The 21,807-nt window shown below is 56.8% G+C and carries 25 protein-coding genes; 18 read left to right on the plus strand and 7 right to left on the minus strand.

Annotated features, from left to right (window positions below; translation table 11 throughout):
* Positions 1–53: 53 nt before the first annotated feature.
* The 5 genes from V2S86_RS10560 to V2S86_RS10580 are packed head-to-tail and all read left to right on the plus strand — an operon-like array spanning position 54 to position 5,918.
* Positions 54–1,583: a 3-hydroxyacyl-CoA dehydrogenase NAD-binding domain-containing protein gene (locus tag V2S86_RS10560; protein ID WP_330762363.1), complete on the plus strand. Its 1,530-nt coding sequence runs from the start codon at positions 54–56 to the stop codon at positions 1,581–1,583.
* A 9-nt stretch (positions 1,584–1,592) separates the two neighbouring features.
* A complete protein-coding gene (locus V2S86_RS10565; protein ID WP_330763187.1) occupies positions 1,593–2,804 on the plus strand; it encodes an acetyl-CoA C-acyltransferase in 1,212 nt (403 codons plus the stop codon).
* 15 nt (positions 2,805–2,819) lie between these two features.
* Positions 2,820–4,031 (plus strand): 5-aminolevulinate synthase, encoded by a 1,212-nt coding sequence (hemA, locus tag V2S86_RS10570; RefSeq protein ID WP_330762364.1) that lies wholly within the window; start codon positions 2,820–2,822, stop codon positions 4,029–4,031.
* Positions 4,028–5,200, plus strand: coding sequence for an MFS transporter (locus V2S86_RS10575; protein ID WP_330762365.1), 1,173 nt, complete (start codon positions 4,028–4,030; stop codon positions 5,198–5,200). The genes hemA and V2S86_RS10575 overlap by 4 nt, the downstream gene beginning before the upstream one ends.
* On the plus strand, positions 5,193–5,918 hold the full coding sequence (locus V2S86_RS10580) for an enoyl-CoA hydratase-related protein (protein WP_330762366.1): 726 nt from the start codon (positions 5,193–5,195) through the stop codon (positions 5,916–5,918). The genes V2S86_RS10575 and V2S86_RS10580 overlap by 8 nt, the downstream gene beginning before the upstream one ends.
* Positions 5,919–6,022: 104 nt before the next feature.
* On the opposite strand, the gene V2S86_RS10585 is transcribed toward V2S86_RS10580, so the two are convergent.
* Complete coding sequence (locus V2S86_RS10585; RefSeq protein ID WP_330762367.1) at positions 6,023–6,322, minus strand: putative quinol monooxygenase; 300 nt, start codon at positions 6,320–6,322, stop codon at positions 6,023–6,025.
* A gap of 209 nt (positions 6,323–6,531) precedes the next feature.
* Between V2S86_RS10585 and V2S86_RS10590 the strand changes: the two genes are divergently transcribed.
* On the plus strand, positions 6,532–7,035 hold the full coding sequence (locus tag V2S86_RS10590) for a DedA family protein (RefSeq protein ID WP_330762368.1): 504 nt from the start codon (positions 6,532–6,534) through the stop codon (positions 7,033–7,035).
* A 650-nt stretch (positions 7,036–7,685) separates the two neighbouring features.
* Positions 7,686–9,086 (plus strand): D-serine/D-alanine/glycine transporter, encoded by a 1,401-nt coding sequence (gene cycA / locus V2S86_RS10595; RefSeq protein WP_330762369.1) that lies wholly within the window; start codon positions 7,686–7,688, stop codon positions 9,084–9,086.
* 52 nt (positions 9,087–9,138) lie between these two features.
* On the opposite strand, the gene rutR is transcribed toward cycA, so the two are convergent.
* Complete coding sequence (rutR, locus tag V2S86_RS10600) at positions 9,139–9,777, minus strand: HTH-type transcriptional regulator RutR (RefSeq protein WP_013812371.1); 639 nt, start codon at positions 9,775–9,777, stop codon at positions 9,139–9,141.
* Between the two features lie 334 nt (positions 9,778–10,111).
* Between rutR and rutA the strand changes: the two genes are divergently transcribed.
* From rutA to rutG, 6 genes are all read left to right on the plus strand, one after another.
* Positions 10,112–11,212: a pyrimidine utilization protein A gene (gene rutA, locus V2S86_RS10605; protein ID WP_330762370.1), complete on the plus strand. Its 1,101-nt coding sequence runs from the start codon at positions 10,112–10,114 to the stop codon at positions 11,210–11,212.
* Entirely contained in the window at positions 11,212–11,958 is a 747-nt protein-coding gene (rutB, locus tag V2S86_RS10610; RefSeq protein WP_004942869.1) for a pyrimidine utilization protein B, read from the plus strand. Before rutA ends, rutB begins: the two co-directional genes overlap by 1 nt.
* A 44-nt stretch (positions 11,959–12,002) precedes the next feature.
* Entirely contained in the window at positions 12,003–12,389 is a 387-nt protein-coding gene (gene rutC, locus V2S86_RS10615) for a pyrimidine utilization protein C (protein WP_330762371.1), read from the plus strand.
* 24 nt (positions 12,390–12,413) lie between these two features.
* Positions 12,414–13,253 (plus strand): pyrimidine utilization protein D, encoded by an 840-nt coding sequence (rutD, locus tag V2S86_RS10620; protein WP_330762372.1) that lies wholly within the window; start codon positions 12,414–12,416, stop codon positions 13,251–13,253.
* 48 nt (positions 13,254–13,301) lie between these two features.
* Positions 13,302–13,823: an NADH-dependent FMN reductase RutF gene (rutF, locus tag V2S86_RS10625; protein WP_330762373.1), complete on the plus strand. Its 522-nt coding sequence runs from the start codon at positions 13,302–13,304 to the stop codon at positions 13,821–13,823.
* Positions 13,824–13,890: 67 nt separating this feature from the next.
* Positions 13,891–15,210, plus strand: a complete 1,320-nt coding sequence (gene rutG, locus V2S86_RS10630) for a pyrimidine utilization transport protein G (RefSeq protein WP_330762374.1) — start codon at positions 13,891–13,893, stop codon at positions 15,208–15,210.
* A gap of 25 nt (positions 15,211–15,235) precedes the next feature.
* Here the strand turns inward: rutG and V2S86_RS10635 are convergent, their stop codons facing one another.
* The gene (locus tag V2S86_RS10635) at positions 15,236–16,153 is read right to left on the minus strand and encodes a DMT family transporter (RefSeq protein ID WP_330762375.1); all 918 of its coding nucleotides are present in this window, start codon (positions 16,151–16,153) and stop codon (positions 15,236–15,238) included.
* 67 nt (positions 16,154–16,220) lie between these two features.
* Between V2S86_RS10635 and V2S86_RS10640 the strand changes: the two genes are divergently transcribed.
* On the plus strand, positions 16,221–16,796 hold the full coding sequence (locus tag V2S86_RS10640; protein WP_330762376.1) for a helix-turn-helix domain-containing protein: 576 nt from the start codon (positions 16,221–16,223) through the stop codon (positions 16,794–16,796).
* Here the strand turns inward: V2S86_RS10640 and V2S86_RS10645 are convergent.
* Together V2S86_RS10645 and V2S86_RS10650 are read right to left on the minus strand one after the other, a co-directional pair.
* Positions 16,793–16,966, minus strand: a complete 174-nt coding sequence (locus tag V2S86_RS10645; protein ID WP_006321685.1) for a hypothetical protein — start codon at positions 16,964–16,966, stop codon at positions 16,793–16,795. The two genes, V2S86_RS10640 and V2S86_RS10645, sit on opposite strands and share 4 nt — an antisense overlap.
* A gap of 139 nt (positions 16,967–17,105) precedes the next feature.
* Entirely contained in the window at positions 17,106–18,029 is a 924-nt protein-coding gene (locus tag V2S86_RS10650) for a LysR family transcriptional regulator (RefSeq protein ID WP_330762377.1), read from the minus strand.
* A gap of 68 nt (positions 18,030–18,097) precedes the next feature.
* Here V2S86_RS10650 and V2S86_RS10655 point away from each other — a divergent pair, with 68 nt between their 5' ends.
* The 4 genes from V2S86_RS10655 to V2S86_RS10670 all read left to right on the plus strand — a co-directional run bounded on the left by V2S86_RS10655 (position 18,098) and on the right by V2S86_RS10670 (position 20,950).
* On the plus strand, positions 18,098–18,715 hold the full coding sequence (locus V2S86_RS10655; RefSeq protein ID WP_330762378.1) for a LysE family transporter: 618 nt from the start codon (positions 18,098–18,100) through the stop codon (positions 18,713–18,715).
* Between the two features lie 76 nt (positions 18,716–18,791).
* Positions 18,792–19,391 (plus strand): NAD(P)H:quinone oxidoreductase, encoded by a 600-nt coding sequence (wrbA, locus tag V2S86_RS10660; protein ID WP_330762379.1) that lies wholly within the window; start codon positions 18,792–18,794, stop codon positions 19,389–19,391.
* A 238-nt stretch (positions 19,392–19,629) separates the two neighbouring features.
* A complete protein-coding gene (locus tag V2S86_RS10665) occupies positions 19,630–19,941 on the plus strand; it encodes a hypothetical protein (RefSeq protein ID WP_212559292.1) in 312 nt (103 codons plus the stop codon).
* 211 nt (positions 19,942–20,152) lie between these two features.
* The gene (locus V2S86_RS10670) at positions 20,153–20,950 is read left to right on the plus strand and encodes a DNA/RNA non-specific endonuclease (RefSeq protein WP_330762380.1); all 798 of its coding nucleotides are present in this window, start codon (positions 20,153–20,155) and stop codon (positions 20,948–20,950) included.
* 76 nt (positions 20,951–21,026) lie between these two features.
* Here the strand turns inward: V2S86_RS10670 and V2S86_RS10675 are convergent, their stop codons facing one another.
* Together V2S86_RS10675 and V2S86_RS10680 are read right to left on the minus strand one after the other, a co-directional pair.
* Positions 21,027–21,242, minus strand: a complete 216-nt coding sequence (locus V2S86_RS10675; protein WP_004942827.1) for a hypothetical protein — start codon at positions 21,240–21,242, stop codon at positions 21,027–21,029.
* 321 nt (positions 21,243–21,563) lie between these two features.
* Positions 21,564–21,782, minus strand: a complete 219-nt coding sequence (locus V2S86_RS10680) for a hypothetical protein (protein WP_330762381.1) — start codon at positions 21,780–21,782, stop codon at positions 21,564–21,566.
* Positions 21,783–21,807: the final 25 nt, after the last annotated feature.

The following is a 21,807-nucleotide window of genomic DNA, read 5'->3' on the forward strand; positions in this document are numbered from 1 at the left end:
TTATAAGCATTTGCGAATTTGGCAATGCAGAAAAATACTCACGGGGATTTTCTATGGCAGAGAATAATTCGGCAATCCGTTCAGCCGCCGTTATTGGTGCGGGGACCATGGGCAGAGGCATCGCCTACCTCCTGGCGCTGAACGGCATACGAACCGTACTTTATAATCGCAATGGTAATAATCTCAATCAGGCCCGTGACTATATTGTCAGCGACCTGGACAGAAAGAGAAATAACGGAAAAATAACCCTGCAGAAAAAAGGCCAGGTATTAGCCAATATTATTTTCTCGGCCGTCTTTGACGCCATAACCGACAGCGATCTGGTGATTGAAACCATTGCGGAAGATGAGCAAACCAAGCATGAAATCCTGGCAGCCATTGCGGCTACGGTAAAACCGGAGGCGATCATTGCGACCAATACCTCCTCGTTGTCGCTGAACAAACTGGCGGCAGGGGTGGAAAACAACCCGCGCTTTATCGGCCTGCATTTTTTCAATCCGGCGCCGCTGATGAAGTTGATCGAAATCATTCCCTCTTATTTTACCTCCCACGCCACCAGCCTACGCTGCCAGCAGTTGGTAATAGCATTGGGTAAACAGTTTGTGGTCTGCAAAGCCACGCCGGGCTTTATTGTCAATCGCATGGCGCGGCCTTTTTATCTGGAAGGGTTCCGGCTGCTGGAGGAAAACGTGGCGCTGGCGCCACAGATCGACCGCGCCCTCAAGGCCGGCGGGCTTTTTCGCATGGGGCCTTTAGAACTGACGGATTTTATCGGCCAGGATATCAACTACCAGGTCAGTAAGCAGATTTGGCAGGATATGCAGTTCGACCCCCGCTATACCCCCGGCCACTTGCAACGCTCGCTGGTGGATGCCGGGCTGCTGGGAAGGAAAAACGGGCGCTCTTTTTTTGCTTCCCAACCGGCAATGCCGCCCACCCCAACCACAGAGAGCGGCACGCCGACTTCACTGCATTTTTATGGTGAGCACGCTTTATTCGATCACCTGCAACAGCGCGCTCTGGCCATCTGGCCTGCGCTGCGCATTCAGCGGTTGCCGGAACGGCCTGAACTGGGGCGATTTATCCTGGTGAATAACGCGTTGGCGATCAAAATCACCGATGGCAGAACGGCGAACCTGCTCGCCGGCTTAACCGCTCTCGACACCTTCGTGATTGACGCTGCGCTGAATTACGCCGACACCGCCTATCTGGTGGCCGCCCACAATCAACATGCCACAGAGACGAATAAAGCGCTGTTTCTGACGCTGCTGCAAACCGTCATCGCTCAGGTGGAGTTTATTAAAGATTCCCCTGCCCTGATCGTTGCCCGCGTATTGAGCAGCCTGATCAATGAATCGGTGATCATGGTGGAGAGCGGCGTTTGCAGCCGGGCAGATATCGATATCGCCGCCGTGGCCGGCGTGAACTATGCCGACGGCATTTTTGCCTGGTTGGCGCAGCTCGGGCAGAAAAATGTGAAATCGACGCTGGATAACATGGCGCAACTGCTGCATTCCGCGCGCTATTACCCGCATTACTCATTGCTGAACGCGGCCCGGCCTGAGCTGGCGGTAGCGCCCTAAGGAAAAATGATGACGATTAAAGACGACGGGGTCTATCTGATCGACGGTACGCGCACGGCGATCGGCGCTTACGGCGGCAGTCTGGCGCTGACGCGTCCGGATGATATGGCGGCGGCCATTATTCGGGCACTGCTGCAACGGCACCCTGATGCGGAGCCGGATATCGATGAAGTGATCCTGGGTTGCGCCAATCAGGCCGGTGAGGACAACCGCAACGTCGCCCGCATGGCGGCACTGTTGTCTGGCCTGGATCAGAGCGTACCGGCCATAACCTTGAACCGGCTGTGCGCATCCGGGCTGGATGCCGTGATCTACGCCAGCGCAAAAATAAAAAGCGGCCTCAGCGAACTGGCACTGGCCGGTGGCGTAGAAAGCATGAGCCGGGCGCCCTATGTGATGGGCAAAAGCGAAACGCCTTTCGACAAGAGCGTCAAGCTGTACGACACCACCTTGGGCTGGCGTTTTGTCAATCCACAGTTGGCGGAGCGCTATGGTTGCGATCCGCTGGGCATTACGGCGGAGAACGTGGCTCAGCAACACCAAATATCCCGTGAAGATCAGGATATTTTTGCCCTGAACTCACAGCAAAAAGCCTGGCGTGCCATTGAAAATGGCCGACTGGCCAGGGAAATCACGCCACTCGAGGTGCCGGTGGATCGTAAAACCCGCAAGATTTTCGAACAGGATGAATTTCCACGCCAGACCACGCTGCAAAAGCTCCATGCTCTGAAACCGGCCTTTAGCGTCGAGGGATCGGTCACCGCCGGCAACGCGTCCGGCATCAACGACGGAGCGGCCGTGCTGCTGTTGGCTTCCGGCCGTTATGTGAAACGCAAATCACTGCAACCGCTGGCGGAGATTGGCGACAGCGCCAGTGCGGGCGTTGCCCCGTCGGTGATGGGTATCGGGCCGATCGCCGCCACCGACCGGTTGCTGGCGCGGACCGGCTTTACCCTGAACGATTTTGACGTGATTGAAATTAATGAGGCGTTTGCCGCACAGGTGTTGGCCGCGCTGAAAAACTGGCGTATCGATTTCAACGATACGCGGGTCAACCCAAACGGCGGCGCCATCGCCCTCGGTCATCCGCTCGGGATGTCAGGCGCGCGACTGGTGCTTTCCGCCGCGCTGGAACTCAACGCCCGGCAGGTAAACAACGCGCTGGTGACGATGTGTGTCGGTGTCGGCCAAGGCGTTTCATTGGTTATTAAAACCCTCTAATGCAAGGAATTCCGTATGAGCGTATTAAACATTCTTGAAGAAAAACTGGCCGAAACCAAAAAACAGGGACGGTTCCGTGAGTTCCTCAACCTAGAACGCAGCGTGGTGGATAAACCCTGGGCCACCAGCCACGGGCTGAATGGGGAGCGCCGCCTGAACGTCTGGTGCTCGAACGATTACCTGGCGATGAGCCATCATCCCAAAGTCATCCTGGCTACCACCGAGGCGGTGAACCGCGTCGGCCTCGGCACCTGCGGCGCCCGCAGCATTTCCGGCACCTCGGTCTACCACAGCGAACTGGAAACGCTGCTGGCCAGCGCCTACGGCAAAGAGTCCGCGTTGCTGTTCACCACCGGTTTCGGGGCCAATGACGCTACGTTGTCCACCCTTTGCGACGCCATTCCCAATCTGATCGTATTTTCCGATGAGCTTAACCACGCCTCGATGATTTACGGCATCCGCTACAGTAAGGCGGAGAAAAAAATCTTCCGCCACAATGATGTAGCGCACCTTGAAGAGCTCCTGCAGGCGGCCGATCCTGATCGCCCCAAGTTGATCGCCTTCGAGTCGCTCTATTCGATGGACGGCGATTTCGCACCGCTGGCGCAAATTGTGGAGCTGGCGGAGAAATATCAAGCGTTGACCTATCTGGACGAGATCCACTCCGCCGGCGTTTACGGCCATCGCGGCCTGGGTTATGCCGAGCAACTGGGCCTGTTGGATAAGATCACTATTATCCAGGGCGGCTTCGGCAAATCTTACGGTGCCGCCGGGGGCTATATCGCCGCACCACGCGTGGTGGTTGAGGCGGTGCGCAGTTGGTCGCCGGCCTTTGTCTTCAGTACGTCGTCCCCTGCGCCGGTGGTGGCTGCCGCGTTGGCCAGCTTTAAATACAATCTTGAGCATGACCATCAACGCAAACACCTGCTGGCGATTATCGATCATCTTAAGTCCGGCCTGCGCGCCGCCGGTATCCCGCTGGTTTCGGAAGACAGCCACATTCTGCCGGTGCTGGTCGGCGATCCGCACCGGAACAAACACATCAGCAAAGTGCTGCTCGATGAGTACGATATTTATGTGCAGCCGGTAAATGCCCCGACGGTACCGGCAGGCAGCGAGCGTTTGCGCGTCACGCCGACCTCTGCCCATACTCATGAGGATGTGGACTATTTCCTGGCGGCATTGAGCAAAGTCTGGGCCGCCAATGAATTACGGAGAGCAGGATGAAGTTGACGGATTATAACGGCCATTTTCTCACGCTTTGTCTGATGGCGACCGGCACCTTTGCCATTGGCACCGATGCGTTTATCGTCGCCGGCGTGCTTACCGAGATTTCCGACACCTTTACTGTCAGCCCCGCTCAGGCGGGGCAGTTAATCTCGGTGTTTGCCCTCGCCTATATGCTGTTTGCCCCGCTGACCGCCTGGCTGTTTGGTAACCTCAACCGCAAGCATATTTTACAGATCGCCCTGGTATTATTTATCGCCGGTAATCTGGCTTGCGCATTTGCCGACAGTTTTTTGCAAATCTCTGCCGGTCGCGTGCTGGCGGCACTGGGGGCCGCAGCCTACACGCCACAAGCCGCCGCAGCCGCGGTCGGGCTGGTGTCGGAAAAGCGCCGCGGGCTAGCCATCTCGATAGTTTACGGCGGCATGACACTGGCAATCGCCCTCGGCATTCCTTTTGGCACCTTCCTGGCCAAGTTGATCGGTTGGCGGGAGATTTTTCTGCTGATTGCCTTGCTGGGCGCCGTTTCGCTGCTGGGGCTTTCACTGGCGCTGCGCGCCATTGCCGCACCGGGTAAACACACGCTGAAGGAGCGGCTTGCCCCGCTGCGACAAAAAGCGGTGTTGACCACGCTACTGATCACCTTCTTTGCCGTCTGTTCCGAGCATATTGTTTATAGCTATGTCAGCGTACTGCTGAAACATACCCAGTTGGGCGCGGAGGCTATTTTACCGATCGCGCTGCTGGTATTCGGCGTAGGGGCCGTTATCGGCAATTTCGTTTCCGGCGTGTTGACCGATGCCCTCGGCAGCAAGTTTGTGCTGCTGTTTTCGGTGGCCATTCAAACGGTCTCGCTGTTTCTGCTCACCTTTTACGTCACCTCCCCCTGGTGGGTGCTGGCGATCTTTCTGGTCTGGGGCATTACCGGCTGGATGTATCTGGTGCCGATCCAACACCACTTGCTGTCGCTATCGAAACGCTTTGGCGCACTGACCGTTTCACTGAACAGCTCCGTACTCTATGCCGGCATCGCCGCCGGCGGCATGCTCGGCGGCCTGACGCTGTATACGCTACCGGCCTATTATCTGCCGCTGTTTTCGCTGCCGCTGGGGGCCATCGCCCTGCTGCTGACGCTGTTCTTCTTCCAGGGAGAGAAAGCCCATGAATGATCTGCTGCCTAGGGTGCTTTATGAACGCCATGATGACGGCGTTGCCGTTATTACCCTGAATAGACCGGAGAAAAAGAACGCCATCAATCTGGAAATGGCGCGTCTGGTTCAAACTTATCTGCAACGGGCTGAACAGGATGACGGGGTGCGGGCGATTGTGCTGACCGGCCATCCTGAGGCGTTTTCCGCCGGGATGGACGTGAAGGCATTCCGCCTGGGGGAGTTGCCGCTGGTCGAACCTGAGGGATTTGGCGGCATCGTGCATGCCCGCCTTGCCAAGATCCTCATTGCCGCCGTCGATGGCATTGCCTACGGCGGGGGTTTCGAGATTGCGTTGGCCTGCGACCTGATCGTCGCCAATCGCAACGCACGATTCAGTTTCCCGGAAACCGGGCTGGGGTTGATTGCGGCGCAAGGAGGGTGTTCACGGCTACCGGCGCGGATCTCTCCTTATATCGCCCTCGACTGGTTGTTGACCGGCCGAACAATAAGCGCGGAGGAGGCCTGGCGGCACGGCGCTCTCTCTCGAATCAGCGAAGGATCGGCCCGAGAAGAAGCGCTGAGCATCGCCCGGCAAATCGCGCGCACAAGCCCGCTGGCCAGCCAGGCGGTGAAGGCTATCGTCCGTCATGGATTAACTCAACATGAGGCGCCGACATTTGACTACCAGCAGAGCTGGGTTGAACAGGTGCGGCAAGCGGCAGCCCTCTCCTTTTGAGAATATCATTAGAGAATGGTAATCATTCGCAGTCTAACGTTTAAGCACGACAAGACCTTGTTTGAGAAGCCATTGACCCCGCTCTGCGGGGATTTTTTTCCCTTTTAATCCTTCATGGAAGAAAAAGGTTTCATAAACAGAAAGGTACAGGGCTTGCTTTGGTGTTGATTAATCAAGGGTACCAGCCGCGTGAAATGTTCGGTTTGGCAATGTACGTCCAATGCAGCCCGATCGGGCCACTGCTCGACAAAAATAAAATGCCCGGGATCCTGGTGATCGATGAACAGGTCGTAAGAGAGGCAAAGCGGCTCCTGCCGGGTTTTCTCCACCAGTTCCCGATACAGCGGCATCACCGTTTCAACACAATCGATCTTGATAAAATCCTCGGCAATCACCTTCAGCATGGCGCATTTTTCCTTTCAGCGTATCTATCATGTGGGCCCACTCTACCGCGAATTCTTATCCTTTTCCCGATGCTCCCGCTCGGCACCTCATCAGAACCCTGTGATAGCGCAAGTTATCGGGTAAAACGTCGTTCTTTTCCCACTATTTAACCTTTATTGAAGCGTGAAAGGGGACACTGGTGCACAGACACATTTTTTGAGGATTTTTTATGGCGGAATTGCCCCATATTATCGCCAAATACAGCCCGGAACCCGGTTTTCTGCTGTTGCTCATCTTTCTGTTTTCGTTCGGCAAGTCGGTTATTTTCATTTCGTCGCTACTGCCGCCCGCATCGCTTACGCTGATGCTGGGCATTGTCGTCGGCAAACCGATACTGGCCGACACTCATGTCTGGGCGGCGATTACTCTGGGTGCGATGCTCGGTTCCGTTTTATCTTTCCATTGCGGCGCGTTGCTCCAGGGGCGCGCCCCTGGGAAGTGGTTGCCGGCCAGATATCACAGCGCGTTGCACAAGGCTACGTCAGCCTTGCAGCAAAAAGGCCTGGCACTGTTGTTCGTCTCACGTTTTTTGGCCGTGATGCGCTACACCGTGCCTTTGGTCGCCGGCATGATTTCGCTGCCGCGTAAACAGGTCTACTGCGCCAGCGCGCTTTCCGCCGGGATTTGGGCGGTGGCGTTGATGTCCGTAGGAGGTATGATACCTGCAACCTGAACATCGTCTTTTCAAGCGATCTTGCGCAGCCTTCTTTCATTTTTGTCATGCAGAAAATTGGTGCTGGATGTCGATTAAAAAGATTATCAACATGCCTTGGTTGCGCCAGATCACCTTTTTTGTTCATAGGCAGCAAATCGACGCAATTTTTCGTACGAAGCCCCCAAATACGACGCAACAGGGGATAGGAAAGCGACAAGAAATCGATATAACCGCATGATTTATTGATGGGTCGTACAGGGTACGAACCTGTGCCCCATTGATGAAGAGTCAACCGCGCTACCCACCGAACTAACGCGCCAACGGGTTAAAACAATTCGTCTCTTCGCCATCCATGTCAAACGCTTACACTCATTACTTTTTCTCATGCGATATTTTCAACCCTCTGTTTTATCAACAAGATAAGGCTGATTAGGGCTATTAATCTGCTACCACGAGGAGTAATCTTCCGCCCCCAAGACGTCCGATTTGCCTCCTCGTGTAAAGAATAATCGACTTTTATCCCTCGCATAAATGTTGTAAACATGTTGCACAAAGGTGGCGTTATTGCACTACCTTACTAAAGCCGGACCAACCGGATAATCGTATAAAAAAGAGCCACTTCAGAGCTCACTATTTCACCCATGACAGGTAAAACAGGACATCATCAGATGGTAGATCACTCTAAAATAGCCACAGACGCGACGCCCGCGTCAGAAGATCATCTACGGCGAAACCTTACTAACCGACATATTCAACTGATCGCCATCGGCGGCGCTATCGGTACAGGTCTGTTTATGGGGTCCGGCAAAACCATCAGTCTGGCCGGGCCTTCCATCATCTTCGTGTACATGATCATCGGCTTTATGCTGTTTTTCGTGATGCGCGCCATGGGCGAGCTGCTGCTCTCCAACCTGGAATATAAATCCTTCAGCGATTTCGCCGCCGATCTGCTCGGCCCCTGGGCCGGTTTCTTTACCGGCTGGACCTACTGGTTCTGCTGGGTCGTCACCGGCATCGCCGACGTGGTGGCGATCACCGCCTACGCCCAGTTCTGGTTCCCCGGGCTGTCGCAGTGGATTGCCTCTTTGCTGTGCGTGTTGCTGCTGCTGGGCCTGAACCTGGCGACGGTGAAGATGTTTGGCGAGATGGAGTTCTGGTTTGCGATGATAAAAATCGTCGCCATTGTCGGGTTGATCGTCGCCGGGCTGGTGATGATCGCCATGCAGTTCCAGTCCCCTACCGGCACCGTCGCGTCGTTCTCACACCTGTGGAATGACGGCGGCATGTTCCCGAAAGGCATCAGCGGCTTCTTCGCCGGCTTCCAGATCGCGGTGTTCGCCTTTGTCGGCATCGAACTGGTGGGCACCACCGCGGCTGAAACCAAAGATCCGGAGAAAGTACTGCCGCGCGCCATCAACTCCATTCCGATCCGCATCATCATGTTCTACGTGTTTGCGCTGATCGTGATTATGTCGGTCACGCCGTGGAGTTCTGTGGTTGCCGATAAAAGCCCGTTCGTCGAGCTGTTCGTGCTGATCGGCCTGCCGGCTGCGGCCAGCGTGATCAACTTTGTGGTGCTGACCTCCGCCGCCTCTTCCGCCAACAGCGGGGTGTTTTCCACCAGCCGCATGCTGTTCGGCCTGGCGCAGGAAGGCGATGCGCCGAAGTCGTTCGCCAATCTGTCCAAGCGGGCGGTGCCGGCTAACGGCCTGACCTTCTCCTGCATCTGTCTGCTGGGCGGTGTGGTGCTGATTTACCTGATCCCGAACGTAATGACGGTGTTTACGCTGGTGACCACCGTCTCTGCCATTCTGTTTATGTTTGTCTGGACCATTATCCTGTGTTCTTACCTGGTTTACCGTAAACAGCGCCCGGCGCTGCACCAGAAATCGATCTACAAGATGCCGGCCGGCAAGCTGATGTGCTGGGTGTGCATGGCGTTCTTCGTGTTTGTGCTGGTGCTGCTGTCGCTGCGCGATGACACCCGCCAGGCGCTGATCGTCACGCCGCTGTGGTTTGTGGTGCTCGGTTTGTCTTACGTGTTCCTGCGCAAGAAAAAAACCGCCTAAAAACAACAGGGGGATAATCGCTTATCCCCCTGCATTCCCCCTCTTTAGACGATTAACGCGGGCGTATCCCGTCGATAATTACCCGCTGTACGTTCTCCACCGTCTGCTGAAAGAACGCCTCATCGTCCAGCGTTTTGCCGGTCACCGCCTCTACCTGCACCCAAAAATCGGCATAGTGCTGGGTGGTGGCCCACAGCATAAAAATCAGGTGATGTGGCTCTACCGCCGCGATATGGCCTTCGGCGATCCAGCGCTCAATCATCGCGGATTTCTCGTCCACCAGCGCCTTCAGCCCGCCCTGCAACTCCAGCTTCAGCAACGGCGCGCCCTGGATCATCTCCAGACAAAACAGCCGCGAGGCCTGCGGGTGATGGCGGGACACATCCAATTTAAGGCGGATATATTCGCGAATGGCCTGTAAGGGTTCCTGATCGGCGCGCAGCGCTTTCAGCGGCGCCAGCCACACGTCGAGGATGCCTTTCAGCACCGCAACGTACAGCTCTTCTTTCGAAGGGAAGTAATAAAGCAGATTGGTTTTGGACACGTCGGCGCGTTCCGCCACCTGATCCAGACTGGTGCCGTGAATACCGTACAGCGAGAAAAACTCCAGTGCCGCATCCATGATGGTGCTGCGTTTTGCGGCCACCGCACGCGAACGGCGCGTAGGCGGTTTAACGGGTTGTTGCTTCACTGCAGCTCCTTGGCGCCACCTGATTCGGTCATCAGCATAACAAAGCCACTGCGTGAAACCCACGCATTTACCTACTCCTTTCGGGGGATTTTTTGCACCTTTTACGGGCAACTGCGCCTGATTTTTGTGCACATATTTTTTACCAAACGGTCCATTTTGGACCATTCGCTCAACAACCCAGTCACACATAAAACTCAATTAATTGATAAATAGGCCATTTTAAAAACTGGCACTGCGTTTGCTATATCCATGACAAGCGCCGCGCAATTTGGAACCCGCAGGAAGCATTCAAGCAGCGCGTGAACCGTCCCATTCGCAGACCCGAGGTGTTCAAATGAAAATTGGCGTATTTATCCCGATCGGCAACAACGGCTGGCTCATTTCCAGCAATGCTCCGCAATACAAACCGACGTTTGAACTCAACAAAACCATCGTGCAGAAGGCCGAGCATTACAATTTCGATTTCGCCCTGTCGATGATCAAACTGCGCGGCTTCGGCGGCAAAACCGAATTTTGGGATCACAACCTGGAGTCCTTCACCCTGATGGCCGGGTTGGCCGCAGTCACCTCGCGCATCAAGATCTACGCCACCGCCGCCACCCTGACCATGCCGCCGGCGATCGTCGCGCGGATGGCTTCCACCATCGACTCTATTTCCCATGGGCGTTTTGGCCTGAACGTGGTGACCGGCTGGCAAAAACCGGAATACGAACAGATGGGCATGTGGCCAGGCGACGATTACTTTGGCCGCCGTTACGACTATCTGGCGGAATACGTGAAGGTGCTGCGCGATCTGTGGGGGACAGGCAAATCCGATTTCAAAGGCGAATTCTTCCAGATGGACGACTGCCGTGTCAGCCCGCAGCCGCAGGCGGACATCAAGGTCATCTGCGCCGGGCAGAGTGATGCCGGCATGGCCTTCTCGGCCAAATATGCCGATTACAACTTCTGCTTCGGCAAGGGCGTCAACACCCCGACCGCCTTCGCGCCGACCGCCGCACGGCTGAAAACCGCCGCCGACGCCGAAGGCCGCAGCGTCGCCTGTTATGTGCTGTTCATGATCATTGCCGATGAAACCGACGAGGCCGCACGCGCCAAATGGGAAAGCTATAAAGCCGGTGCCGACACCGAAGCGCTGGCCTGGCTGACCGAGCAAAGCGGCAAAGACACCAAATCCGGCGCCGACACCAACGTGCGCCAGATGGCGGACCCGACCTCGGCGGTCAACATCAATATGGGCACGCTGGTCGGTTCCTACGCCAACGTGGCGCGCATGATGGATGAGATCGCTACCGTGCCCGGCACCGAAGGCGTGCTGCTGACCTTCGATGACTTCGTGAAAGGGGTGGAAGACTTCGGCGAGCGCATCCAGCCGCTGATGAAAAGCCGCGCCGACGTTTGCCCGACAACCGCTGAAAGCCGTGAGGTGGCCTGATGAAAATTGTTGAAAACCAGCCAGTGGTACGCCGCCAGTCGCCGGAAACCGGCGCCACCGTCACCTTACCCGCTCGCCCGGAAGCCATCGCCTTTGCGCCGCAGGAAACCGCGCTGATCGTGGTCGATATGCAAAATGCCTACGCCTCGCAGGGCGGTTATCTCGATCTCGCCGGTTTTGACGTCTCGGCCACCGCGCCGGTGATCGCCAATATCAAACGCGCCATCAGCGCCGCACGCGCAGCCGGTATCCGGGTGATCTTTTTCCAGAACGGCTGGGACAATCAGTATGTCGAAGCCGGCGGCCAGGGTTCGCCCAACTGGCATAAATCCAACGCGCTGAAAACCATGCGCAAGCGCCCGGAGTTGATGGGCAAGCTGCTGGCCAAAGGCGACTGGGACTACGATCTGGTGGATGAACTGCAGCCGCAGCCGGGCGATATCGTGATCCCGAAACCGCGCTACAGCGGCTTCTTCAATACCCAACTCGACAGCCTGTTGCGCTCTTACGGCATTCACCATTTGGTGTTTACCGGCATCGCCACCAACGTCTGCGTGGAATCCACGCTGCGCGACGGCTTCTTCCTCGAATATTTCGGCGTGGTGCTCGCGGATGCCACTCACCAGGCCGGGCCGCAGTTTGCCCAGCAGGCGGCGCTGTACAACATCGAAACCTTCTTTGGTTGGGTGTCGGACGTCGACAGTTTCTGCGACGCGCTCATTGCCCCGCTCAGCCAAACGGCATGAGTTTTGCCTGCTTTACCCGTTAATCATTCATCAGGAGCAAGACAATGCCAAAAAGCATCATTACGCCGCCGGGCACCGGCAAACCGCTCGCGCCCTTCGTCCCCGGCACGCTGGCCGATGGCGTGGTTTACGTCTCGGGCACGCTGGCGTTCGATAAAGACAATAACGTGGTGCACGTCGGCGATGCGGCGGCACAAACCCGCCACGTACTGGAAACCATTAAAAGCGTGATCGAAACCGCCGGCGGCAGCATGGATGACGTGACCTTTAACTCGATCTTCCTCACCGACTGGCAAAACTATGCCGCCATCAATCAGGTCTATGCGGAGTATTTTCCTGGCGACAAACCGGCGCGCTACTGCATTCAGTGCGGGCTGGTGAAACCGGACGCACTGATTGAGATCGCCACCGTGGCCCATATCGGCCGCTGAATCCTTATCCGCAGAGGATCGAGAATGTACTTTGAGATTTTGGGAAAAGACACCCCGCTCGCCCCCACCGTAGTGCTCTCTGCCGGTCTGGGCGGCGCAGGCAGTTTCTGGCAACCGCAGATTGACGCGCTGAGCGAACATTTCAGGGTGGTGGTTTACGATCATCAGGGCACCGCCCGCAGCAAGGGCGAGGTACCGGCCGGCTACAGCATGGCCGATATGGCGGATGAAGTGGCGCAGCTACTGCGCTCGATTGGCGTTGAACGTTGTTATTTCGTCGGCCACGCGCTTGGCGGCATGATTGGCTTGCAACTGGCGCTCAACCACCCGCAACTGGTCGAAAAGCTGGTGGTGGTCAACGGTTGGCCGACGCTGGACAGCCAGACCCGGCGCTGCTTCAAAGTGCGCCAGGACCTGCTGCTCAACAGCGGTGTGGAAGCCTACGTGCGTGCCCAGCCGCTGTTCCTGTTCCCCGCCGACTGGCTGTCGCGGCACGAAGCGCTGCTGGACGAGGAGCTGGCGCATCAGGTGGCGCATTTCCAGGGGACAGAAAATCTGTTGCGCCGCCTGAATGCGCTGATGAATACCGATTTCCGTCCGCACCTGGCGGACATCGCCACGCCGACGCTGGCGCTGTGCTCCCGCGACGATTTGCTGGTGCCTTACCACTGTTCGCATCAGCTGGCTGAGAGCCTGCCTTTCGGCGAGCTGGCGCAGATGGCGTACGGCGGCCATGCCATGAGCGTGACGGATACTGAAAACTTTAACCGCATTCTGCTCGGTTGGTTGCTGAAAACTCACGGCCAGTCGTCTGTTTGCAGCCCTGCGGATACCCAGCTTGCGCCCACAGGACTGAAACACTGAGTTCAATCGCCAGGCCCTTCGCTATGGGCTAGCCACAGGAGAAAAAGTATGCAAACCCTTCTTGCCAGTGCGACGCTTGTACCGCCGAGCGTAGAAAAACAGGACTTTCGCGATGCCATGGCGCGCCTGGGCGCGGCGGTGAATATCATCACCACCGACGGCCCGGCAGGCCGCGCCGGGTTTACCGCGTCTGCGGTATGCAGCGTTACCGATACGCCTCCGACGCTGCTGGTGTGCCTGAACCGCTCCGCATCGGTGCATGCGGTGTTCAAGCAAAACCAGACGTTGTGCGTCAATACGCTGGCGGCGGAACACGAGTCGCTGTCGAATCTGTTTGGCGGTAAAACGCCGATGGACATGCGATTTTCCGCCGCACGTTGGTCCACGCTGGCAACCGGCTCCCCCATTCTGCACGGCGCAGTGGTCTCCTTCGATTGCCGGATCAGCCAAATTCTCAGCGTCGGTACCCATGACATTCTGTTCTGTCAGGCGGTGGCGCTGGCGCGTAATGACGAAAGCCACGGGCTGGCTTATTTCGATCGCCGCTATCACCCGCTATTGAAACAATGATTTGCCGATAATGCCGTAACGCGCACTCACCTGCGCCCTAACCTGTACCCCTGTTTTGGAGATGACGATGGCGAATACCTGGTTTCCCCAATGGCGCATGAAGCAAGGCAGTCTGGACGGTACTGTGGTCGCACCCGATGAAAGGTTGCCGCTGGTACCAACGCTGGTTATGGGCCTGCAACATGCGGTGGCGATGTTTGGCGCCACGGTACTGATGCCGCTGCTGATGGGCTTTGACGCCAATCTGGCCATATTGATGTCCGGCATCGGCACGCTGCTGTTCTTCCTGGTGGTCGGCGGCCGGGTGCCGAGTTACCTCGGTTCCAGCGCGGCGTTTGTCGGGCTGGTGATCACCCTCACCGGTTACAGCGGCCAGGGCGCGAACCCGAACATTGCGCTGGCGCTGGGGGGCATCATCGCCTGCGGGCTGGTGTATCTGCTGATCGGGTTTGTGGTGATGAGCGTCGGCACCCGCTGGATCGAACGCCTGATGCCGCCGGTGGTGACCGGTGCGGTGGTGATGGCGATCGGCCTGAACCTGGCACCTATCGCCGTACGCAGCGTCTCGGCTTCCAATTTTGACAGCTGGATGGCGGTGGTCACCATTTTGTGTATCGGTTCGGTGGCGGTATTCACCCGCGGGTTGATGCAACGGCTGCTGATCCTGATTGGGCTGATCGCCGCCTATCTGATTTATGTGGTCGTGACCAACGGTTTTGGGCTCGGCAAGCCGGTAGATTACAGCGCGCTGAGCCAGGCCGCCTGGTTTGGCCTGCCGCAGTTCACCGCACCGACGTTTAACCTGCACGCCATGCTGCTGATTGCCCCGGTGGCGATCATTCTGGTTGCAGAAAATCTCGGGCATGTGAAGGCGGTGGCAGGGATGACCGGCCAGAACCTCGATCCCTATATCGGCCGCGCCTTTGTCGGCGACGGGCTGGCGACCCTGCTGTCTGGCTCGGTTGGCGGCACCGGGGTCACGACCTATGCCGAAAATATCGGCGTGATGGCGGTAACCAAAATTTACTCCACCCTGGTGTTTGTCGCCGCAGCGGCGGTGGCGATTGTTCTGGGCTTTTCACCGAAGTTCGGTGCGCTGATCCACACCATTCCAGGCCCGGTGCTGGGCGGTGCCTCGGTGGTGGTGTTCGGTTTGATTGCCGTCGCCGGCGCGCGTATCTGGGTGCAAAACAAGGTCGATTTGGGCGATAACGGCAACCTGATTATGGTGGCCGTCACACTGGTGTTGGGTGCCGGCGATTTTGCGCTGACCATCGGCAACTTCACCATGGGGGGTATAGGCACCGCCACCTTCGGCGCCATTATTCTGAATGCGCTGCTGCGCAACCGTAAAATCCTGCCGCTGGCGGACAATGCCGCACGCTGACACCGAGGGCCCGGCCTGCCGGGCCTTATTCGACCAGCGCCGCTGCCTTGCCTTTGCGGCGAATGCGCAGTTCGCTGACCAGCACGCCCAGTACAATCAGCCCGCAGCCCAACAGGGCGACACCCGGCAAACGTTCCCCGGCGATACGCCCGACGATCCCCGCCCAAACCGGTTCACCGGCATAAATGACCGTAGCGCGGGTCGGTGACATGCTGCGCTGCGCCCAGTTCATCGTCAATTGAATCATGGCGCTGGCAATGCCCAACCCTATCGCGCTGTACAACAGATAACTGGTGTACGGCGGCACCGCCTCGCCGGTCGGGACCATCATCAGGAACGAGGCAAGCGATGCCGTGGCCAGTTGCACCACCGTCACCCGTTTGATATTCACCTTACCGGCATAGGCGCCAATCAAAATGATCTCGGCCGCCATGCCCAACGTGCCGATCAATGTCAGTATCTCGCCAATGCTGAGCGTCATATCCGCACTGCTCGGCGCGGCCAACAACATCAGACCGGTAAACGCCAGCAAAACGCCTACCCATGACATCAGGCTGGGAAAACGCCCCAGCACCAGCCACTGTAATAGCGGCACCATCGGCACATACATGGCGGTGATAAATGCCGACTGGCTGCTGCTGATCGTTTGCAATCCAACAGTTTGCAGGCCGTAGCCAAACATGATGGCAATGCCGATAAACACGCCCGCTTTCAGTTCATACCAGGTTAACCCGCACAGGGTGCGCAGGGAGAACAGCGTCAGCACCAACGTAGCGGCGGCAAAACGCAGCCCGACGAAAAAGAACGGCCCGCTGACCTGCATGGCGTGATGCACCGCCAGAAAGGTGCCGCCCCAGATCATGGTGATGAAAATCAGCACCGCTTCCTGAGGTTTAATTTTGGAAAAAAGTGCGGAAACAAAAGATTTTTTTACTGCAGACACTGACTTGCCCTTCATGCCGGGTGCAATATAATGCACAGATCGCACCAGTATGAGGGAATGCCTGCAGATGAGCAATATAGTGCACAATGAAAAACATGACGCACTCAAAGTGCTGCAATATCTGAGCAGCAACCTGCGTGGATACCGCCAGCAAGCCGGGCTAAGCCAGATGGCGCTGGCGGAAAAATCCGGCGTCAGCCGCCGCATGCTGGCCGGGATTGAAGCCGGGGACCGCAACGTCAGCCTGGCGGTGTTGGACAAACTTGCCGAGGCGCTGGATATCGCCTTCACCGATCTGATCCAGGCACCGGAAGCGCGCGGCAATCATCTGGTGGGTGAACTGGCTTGGCAGGGGCGCGAGCCGGCAAGCCAGGCGGTGTTCGTCGCCAGCGTGCCCGCTCGTCGGCGGGTGGAGCTGTGGGAATGGGCGCTGATGCCGGGCGAACGCTACGACTCGCTGCCGGATGCCGCAGGATGGAATGAGATTATCTATGTGATCACCGGCAGCCTGACGCTGGTGCTGGAGCAACAGACCCTGACGCTGGATGCCGGTGAAACCCAGGTGTTCAACAGCGATCAGCACTATGCCTACGTCAACCGTACCGATCGGCCGCTGCGTTTTATCCGCAACGTCACCTTTTAATCATCCAGCGCCGCCACTTCCGGCAGCTCTTCCAACGGCGGCTGGATCCCCTCGGAAATGTAGTCTCTGGCGGCGAAAGTGCGTTCATCGCCCACGTCGTCCTCCACGACCACATGCTTGATGGCGCCGTCGCTCAGTAATACCCGTTTGATGCCACGATATGATGTCATTGTTTCCTCCGTTAATGGGCCGGACACACTGCAAGTGTAGTTTAGCCCTCGTCGACCGCGGGTGTCATCCACCTGTCGTGCGACCCTGCTCTGCCTGACGTTTTCAGCCATCGGCAACGGCAGCGTCTGGTGCAAAAGCTCAGGCATCTGCACTGAATTTCAGCCAGTCCGCCAGCCGGGCGAGCGCGCTGCCCGGCCTGATTTCCTGTGGCGACAACAAGCAGTAACCGCTGCCATCCGGCGTAAAACCAAAGGGCGCACTCAGCAGACCGGCTGCCACATCATCGCGTACCTGCTGCCACGGGCCGATGGCAATCCCCATTCCTGCCACCGCCGCCTGCAGGCTGAAGTAGAAATGATCAAAACGCTGCTCCGGCCGGCCAGTCAGCGCCACGCCTTGCCTCTGTGCCCATTGCCGCCAGGCGTCGGGACGGGTGGCGGAATGCAGCAACACCGCATCGTGACTCAACTGCGGCGGGCCGTCGCCAGGGGTTACCCAGCGCTGCAGCGTTTCAGGTTTGCACACCGGACCGACCCGCTCGCTGAACAACGCCAGGCTGTGCAGCTTATCCCCCCAGTCAAAATCGTTGCGCCGGATAGCGGCGGTGATACCGTCATGAAACGAAAATGGCCCGCCACCGGCCACCAGTTGCAGGTTGATTTCCGGGTGCGCCTGCTGAAACGCCGGCAGGCGTGGTATCAACCAGCGCATCAATAGCGTTGGCTCGCACGACAACACCAGCGGCGCGTCCTGCGCCTGCTGCCGCAAACTTTGCGCAGTATGATCCAGAATGCCGAATGCCTGCTGAGACGCCTGAAACAGCGTGCGACCGGCCGCCGTTAAATACACCCGTCGGTGGCGGCGCTCGAACAACGCAACACCCAACTCATCTTCCAGCGCTCTGACCGCACGGCTGACGGCCCCATGCGTCAGGCTCAGGCTATTCGCCGCCTGCGTAAAGCTTTCCAGCCGCGCTGCGGCCTCGAAGCAGCGCAGCCCGCCCAGTGACAGCGGCCGATGCATTTTATGTGAATTTTTCTCACTGATATTGTCAGTTTTCATCGTTTGTCACCGTCGGCTATTCCTCTTATAAATCAGCCACTCTCTTCTGATTTTTTTACAGGATAACTATGACTGAACTCCTCGCCGTCGTCACCATCACTTTACTCGCGGTTATCAGCCCAGGGCCGGATTTTGCCATGGTGTCGCGCAACAGCCTGCTGCTTTCCCGTCGCGCCGGGGTACTGACTGCCTGCGGTATCGGCGCTGGTGTAGTGATCCACGTGAGTTATACCCTGGTCGGTGTCGGCGTATTGATCCAGCAGTCGCTGTGGCTGTTTACTCTGCTGAAGGCGATTGGTGCCGCCTATTTGATTTATCTGGGTGTCAGCCTGCTGCGCCACGCCGGCACGGCTGCAGCCTCTTCCCGCACAAACCCAACCGCCACCAGTGACTTCGCCGCGCTGAAGATCGGTTTTTTGACCAATATCCTGAACCCCAAAACCACTATTTTTATCGTCAGCCTGTTCATGCAGGTGGTCAATCCGCAGACGCCGCTCAGCGTGCAGATCGGCTATGGGCTGTTCATTGCGGTTGCCCATATTCTCTGGTTTGCCGCTGTAGCGCTGCTGTTTTCCGCGCCGGGCGTCAATGCGCGCCTGCTGCGCCTGCGCAAAGGCATCGACAGAGCCTTTGGCGGCCTGCTGATCGCCTTCGGTACGCTGCTGGCGGTCGCCGGCATTAAGTAAGGTCCAAGGATAAGTTCAGTATTCACTTCTATGCTTATGGGGGCATCTCTTTCAATCACCGAGCGGGGAACGCAACATGGCAAAAATTTTGGTCCTTTATTACTCAATGTACGGGCATATCGAAACGCTGGCAGAAGCGGTAGCAGAAGGCGCGCGCAGGGTCAGCGGCGTTGAAGTCACCGTGAAGCGGGTGCCGGAAACCATGCCGCCGGACGCCTTCGCCAAAGCCGGCGGCAAGAGCCATCAACCAGCGCCGGTCGCCAGCCCGCAGGAGCTGGCCGATTACGATGGCATTATCTTCGGTACCCCTACCCGCTTTGGCAACATGGCCGGGCAGATGCGCACCTTCCTCGATCAAACCGGGGGGCTGTGGGCTTCCGGCGCGCTGTATGGCAAGGTGGGCAGCGTATTTTCGTCCACCGGTACCGGCGGCGGCCAGGAGCATACCATCACCTCCACCTGGACCACGTTGGCGCACCACGGTTTTATTATCGTGCCGATCGGTTATGCCACCCCTGAACTGTTTGACGTCTCCCACACCCGCGGCGGTACGCCCTATGGCGCGACCACTATCGCCGGTGCCGACGGCTCGCGTCAGCCCAGCCAGGAAGAGCTGACCATTGCCCGTTATCAGGGAGAACACGTGGCGAAAATTACCGCCAAGCTGAAAAGTTAAGCAATAACCTTCAGTTACTCCCCTACGGGGCCGCGGATTCGTTCGGCCCCATCTTGTTGCCAACCCGCGGCAAGGTTAAAATGCCGCTCAGCCTGCCATTCACTACCTGAACGTCACGGTCGAAATTCGTTCTGCCCGTCAATCACCGGCATTGGCCCTGATGGCGGGCGTTCTGTTTTTGCGCATAGCGAAGGGAAATAAGTCAGTGTCTAAAGATTTTGATGAACTAATAAGAGACATGGATCTTATTATTGAAAATGTAGACAGTTTCAAGGCTATGGCCCCGCGTGCACCCGAGCCCCCCGCTGCGCCGCCGGCAGTCCATCACTACGACTCGTTCTGCGAGAACGTAGCGCTGAAAGTGGTGTTGAAAGTCCTGCTCTCGTCAGTGGATAAAATCGTCAAGGTGCAAATTGCCAATAAGGTCGAGCAAGAGATCGCCCAGATAGAACAGCAGGCAGTGCGTGCCGGCGGAGGGCCGGTGTCGCCTGAAGACCTGGCTCAGATGACGCAATACGTGCGCCGTACCGTAAATAACCTGTTGGAATAAAAGCAATTCTTCATTTACCGGCGGTATCAAAGGGTTACCGCCTGTGGCGATCGCCGCTCTCGATTTTCTCCTCCAATTCGACACAACGTTGTGTATCACCTGTAGCACATTCATAACCTGAATGTGTTGCATTGTTGTATTCATTTCACTGATATAAGTTAAAAGCACTGTAAATAAATACAGTATAATTTAACTTATTGAGGACATGAATATGCGCTATAACAAGATGTTGGCCCTGGCCGCCCTGCTGTTTGCCGCTCAGGTTTCGGCCGAAACGCTCGAATCCATCGACAACTGCGCGGTGGGTTGCCCGACTGGCGGCAGCAGCAACGTATCTATCGTTCGCCACGCTTATACGCTGAACAATAACAGCAGCACCAAGTTCGCCAACTGGGTGGCTTACCACATCACCAAAGACACGCCGGCCAGCGGCAAAGATCGCAACTGGAAAACCGACCCGGCACTGAACCCGGCGGATACGTTGGTACCGGCGGATTACACCGGCGCCAATGCGGCGCTGCAAGTTGACCGTGGGCATCAGGCACCCTTGGCCTCGCTGGCGGGGGTGTCTGACTGGGAGTCACTGAACTACCTTTCCAACATCACGCCGCAGAAAGCCGATCTGAACCAGGGATCCTGGGCGCGGCTGGAAGATCAGGAACGCAAGCTGATTGACCGCGCGGATATCAGCTCGGTATATACCGTCACCGGCCCACTGTATGAACGTGATATGGGCAAACTGCCGGGCACCCAAAAAGCGCACACTATCCCCAGCGCCTATTGGAAGGTAATTTTTATCAACAACAGCCCGGAAGTGAACCACTATGCCGCGTTTCTGTTTGATCAAAACACCCCGAAAAGTGCCGATTTTTGCCAGTATCGCGTAACGGTCAGCGAGATCGAGAAGCGTACAGGGCTGATTATCTGGGCAGGTCTGCCGGAGGATGTGCAGGCTTCGCTGAAGAGTAAGCCGGGGGTGCTGCCGGAGCTGATGGGTTGCAAGAGCTAAAACCAAAAACCCCGTGCTCGAAAGAGCGCGGGGTCATCACAAGCAGCGAGCCGGCGCTATCGACACCGAGATAAAGTTATTGAGTTTGGTTTTCCACGCGCGTAATCCCGTGTTTCTTCATGACGTCTTCCATGGTCAGATTTTCATCTTCTGGCGTTTCGTCAATAACGACATTTTCCGGACGGACATAAGGCTTGGTTGCACGCTTGAACATCCACCACCAAACGAACACCAGGAACGCCCCGGACTTCAGAAAAATCATGGTCCATAACGCCACTTGATACCAGTTCATCTCTATCTCCATGAAAGAGCTAAGCGTAATCGCATCGCTCTATTTTAACCTTTGCACTACCCTGATCAAGCGTTGGCGGCGCATCTGCCGGAGACGGCATCGAACAGATTGGGGAAAAAACGATATAACAGTTTACAAAGGGGGTCAGTAGCGGGAGAAGAAAAGGAAAGAAATAAAATAGAAGCTATGAGCATTTCAGTATGCCGGATACAAAAAACCCCGCGATCGGAGAGCACGGGGTCAGAATGTATGGCGGAGGAGCAGATCTCTTATCTCATACCTAATTCAATCCAAAAAAATTAACCCTTTAATATCATTAATTTACTTTAAACGCTCATTTAAAGCTGTTCCATCAAATCCACTGATAGCCAAAACAAATGGCATACTGGATTGCGAGGAAAACCCATGGCTGTAATCACCGACACCAAAGCAAAAAATATCAAACCGGACGATAAACCTATCCCTCACGGCAGCGTAAGACAGGTATGCGTAGAACAAGCCCCAGATACGACCACTTTGCCCCCAGGGAATAGTGGTCATGAATACTATCCATTTCAACATCCCC

It is taken from the genome of Serratia sp. C2(1) (assembly GCF_036352655.1).
GTDB classification, from domain to species: Bacteria; Pseudomonadota; Gammaproteobacteria; order Enterobacterales; family Enterobacteriaceae; genus Serratia; species Serratia inhibens.

What these genes read in the sequence shown, in the direction of transcription:
- V2S86_RS10575 (WP_330762365.1), top strand. Translation starts at nt 4,028, where the DNA reads ATGAAGTTGACGGATTATAACGGCCATTTTCTCACGCTTTGTCTGATG.
- V2S86_RS10645 (WP_006321685.1), bottom strand. Translation starts at nt 16,966, where the DNA reads ATGACATCATATCGTGGCATCAAACGGGTATTACTGAGCGACGGCGCC.
- V2S86_RS10675 (WP_004942827.1), bottom strand. Translation starts at nt 21,242, where the DNA reads ATGAACTGGTATCAAGTGGCGTTATGGACCATGATTTTTCTGAAGTCC.
- V2S86_RS10640 (WP_330762376.1), top strand. Translation starts at nt 16,221, where the DNA reads ATGAGCAATATAGTGCACAATGAAAAACATGACGCACTCAAAGTGCTG.
- wrbA (WP_330762379.1), top strand. Translation starts at nt 18,792, where the DNA reads ATGGCAAAAATTTTGGTCCTTTATTACTCAATGTACGGGCATATCGAA.
- rutD (WP_330762372.1), top strand. Translation starts at nt 12,414, where the DNA reads ATGTACTTTGAGATTTTGGGAAAAGACACCCCGCTCGCCCCCACCGTA.
- V2S86_RS10670 (WP_330762380.1), top strand. Translation starts at nt 20,153, where the DNA reads ATGCGCTATAACAAGATGTTGGCCCTGGCCGCCCTGCTGTTTGCCGCT.
- rutB (WP_004942869.1), top strand. Translation starts at nt 11,212, where the DNA reads ATGAAAATTGTTGAAAACCAGCCAGTGGTACGCCGCCAGTCGCCGGAA.
- V2S86_RS10680 (WP_330762381.1), bottom strand. Translation starts at nt 21,782, where the DNA reads ATGACCACTATTCCCTGGGGGCAAAGTGGTCGTATCTGGGGCTTGTTC.
- V2S86_RS10585 (WP_330762367.1), bottom strand. Translation starts at nt 6,322, where the DNA reads ATGCTGAAGGTGATTGCCGAGGATTTTATCAAGATCGATTGTGTTGAA.
- rutC (WP_330762371.1), top strand. Translation starts at nt 12,003, where the DNA reads ATGCCAAAAAGCATCATTACGCCGCCGGGCACCGGCAAACCGCTCGCG.
- V2S86_RS10580 (WP_330762366.1), top strand. Translation starts at nt 5,193, where the DNA reads ATGAATGATCTGCTGCCTAGGGTGCTTTATGAACGCCATGATGACGGC.
- rutF (WP_330762373.1), top strand. Translation starts at nt 13,302, where the DNA reads ATGCAAACCCTTCTTGCCAGTGCGACGCTTGTACCGCCGAGCGTAGAA.
- cycA (WP_330762369.1), top strand. Translation starts at nt 7,686, where the DNA reads ATGGTAGATCACTCTAAAATAGCCACAGACGCGACGCCCGCGTCAGAA.
- V2S86_RS10560 (WP_330762363.1), top strand. Translation starts at nt 54, where the DNA reads ATGGCAGAGAATAATTCGGCAATCCGTTCAGCCGCCGTTATTGGTGCG.
- V2S86_RS10650 (WP_330762377.1), bottom strand. Translation starts at nt 18,029, where the DNA reads ATGAAAACTGACAATATCAGTGAGAAAAATTCACATAAAATGCATCGG.
- V2S86_RS10565 (WP_330763187.1), top strand. Translation starts at nt 1,593, where the DNA reads ATGACGATTAAAGACGACGGGGTCTATCTGATCGACGGTACGCGCACG.
- rutA (WP_330762370.1), top strand. Translation starts at nt 10,112, where the DNA reads ATGAAAATTGGCGTATTTATCCCGATCGGCAACAACGGCTGGCTCATT.
- V2S86_RS10590 (WP_330762368.1), top strand. Translation starts at nt 6,532, where the DNA reads ATGGCGGAATTGCCCCATATTATCGCCAAATACAGCCCGGAACCCGGT.
- rutG (WP_330762374.1), top strand. Translation starts at nt 13,891, where the DNA reads ATGGCGAATACCTGGTTTCCCCAATGGCGCATGAAGCAAGGCAGTCTG.
- V2S86_RS10655 (WP_330762378.1), top strand. Translation starts at nt 18,098, where the DNA reads ATGACTGAACTCCTCGCCGTCGTCACCATCACTTTACTCGCGGTTATC.
- hemA (WP_330762364.1), top strand. Translation starts at nt 2,820, where the DNA reads ATGAGCGTATTAAACATTCTTGAAGAAAAACTGGCCGAAACCAAAAAA.
- V2S86_RS10665 (WP_212559292.1), top strand. Translation starts at nt 19,630, where the DNA reads ATGGATCTTATTATTGAAAATGTAGACAGTTTCAAGGCTATGGCCCCG.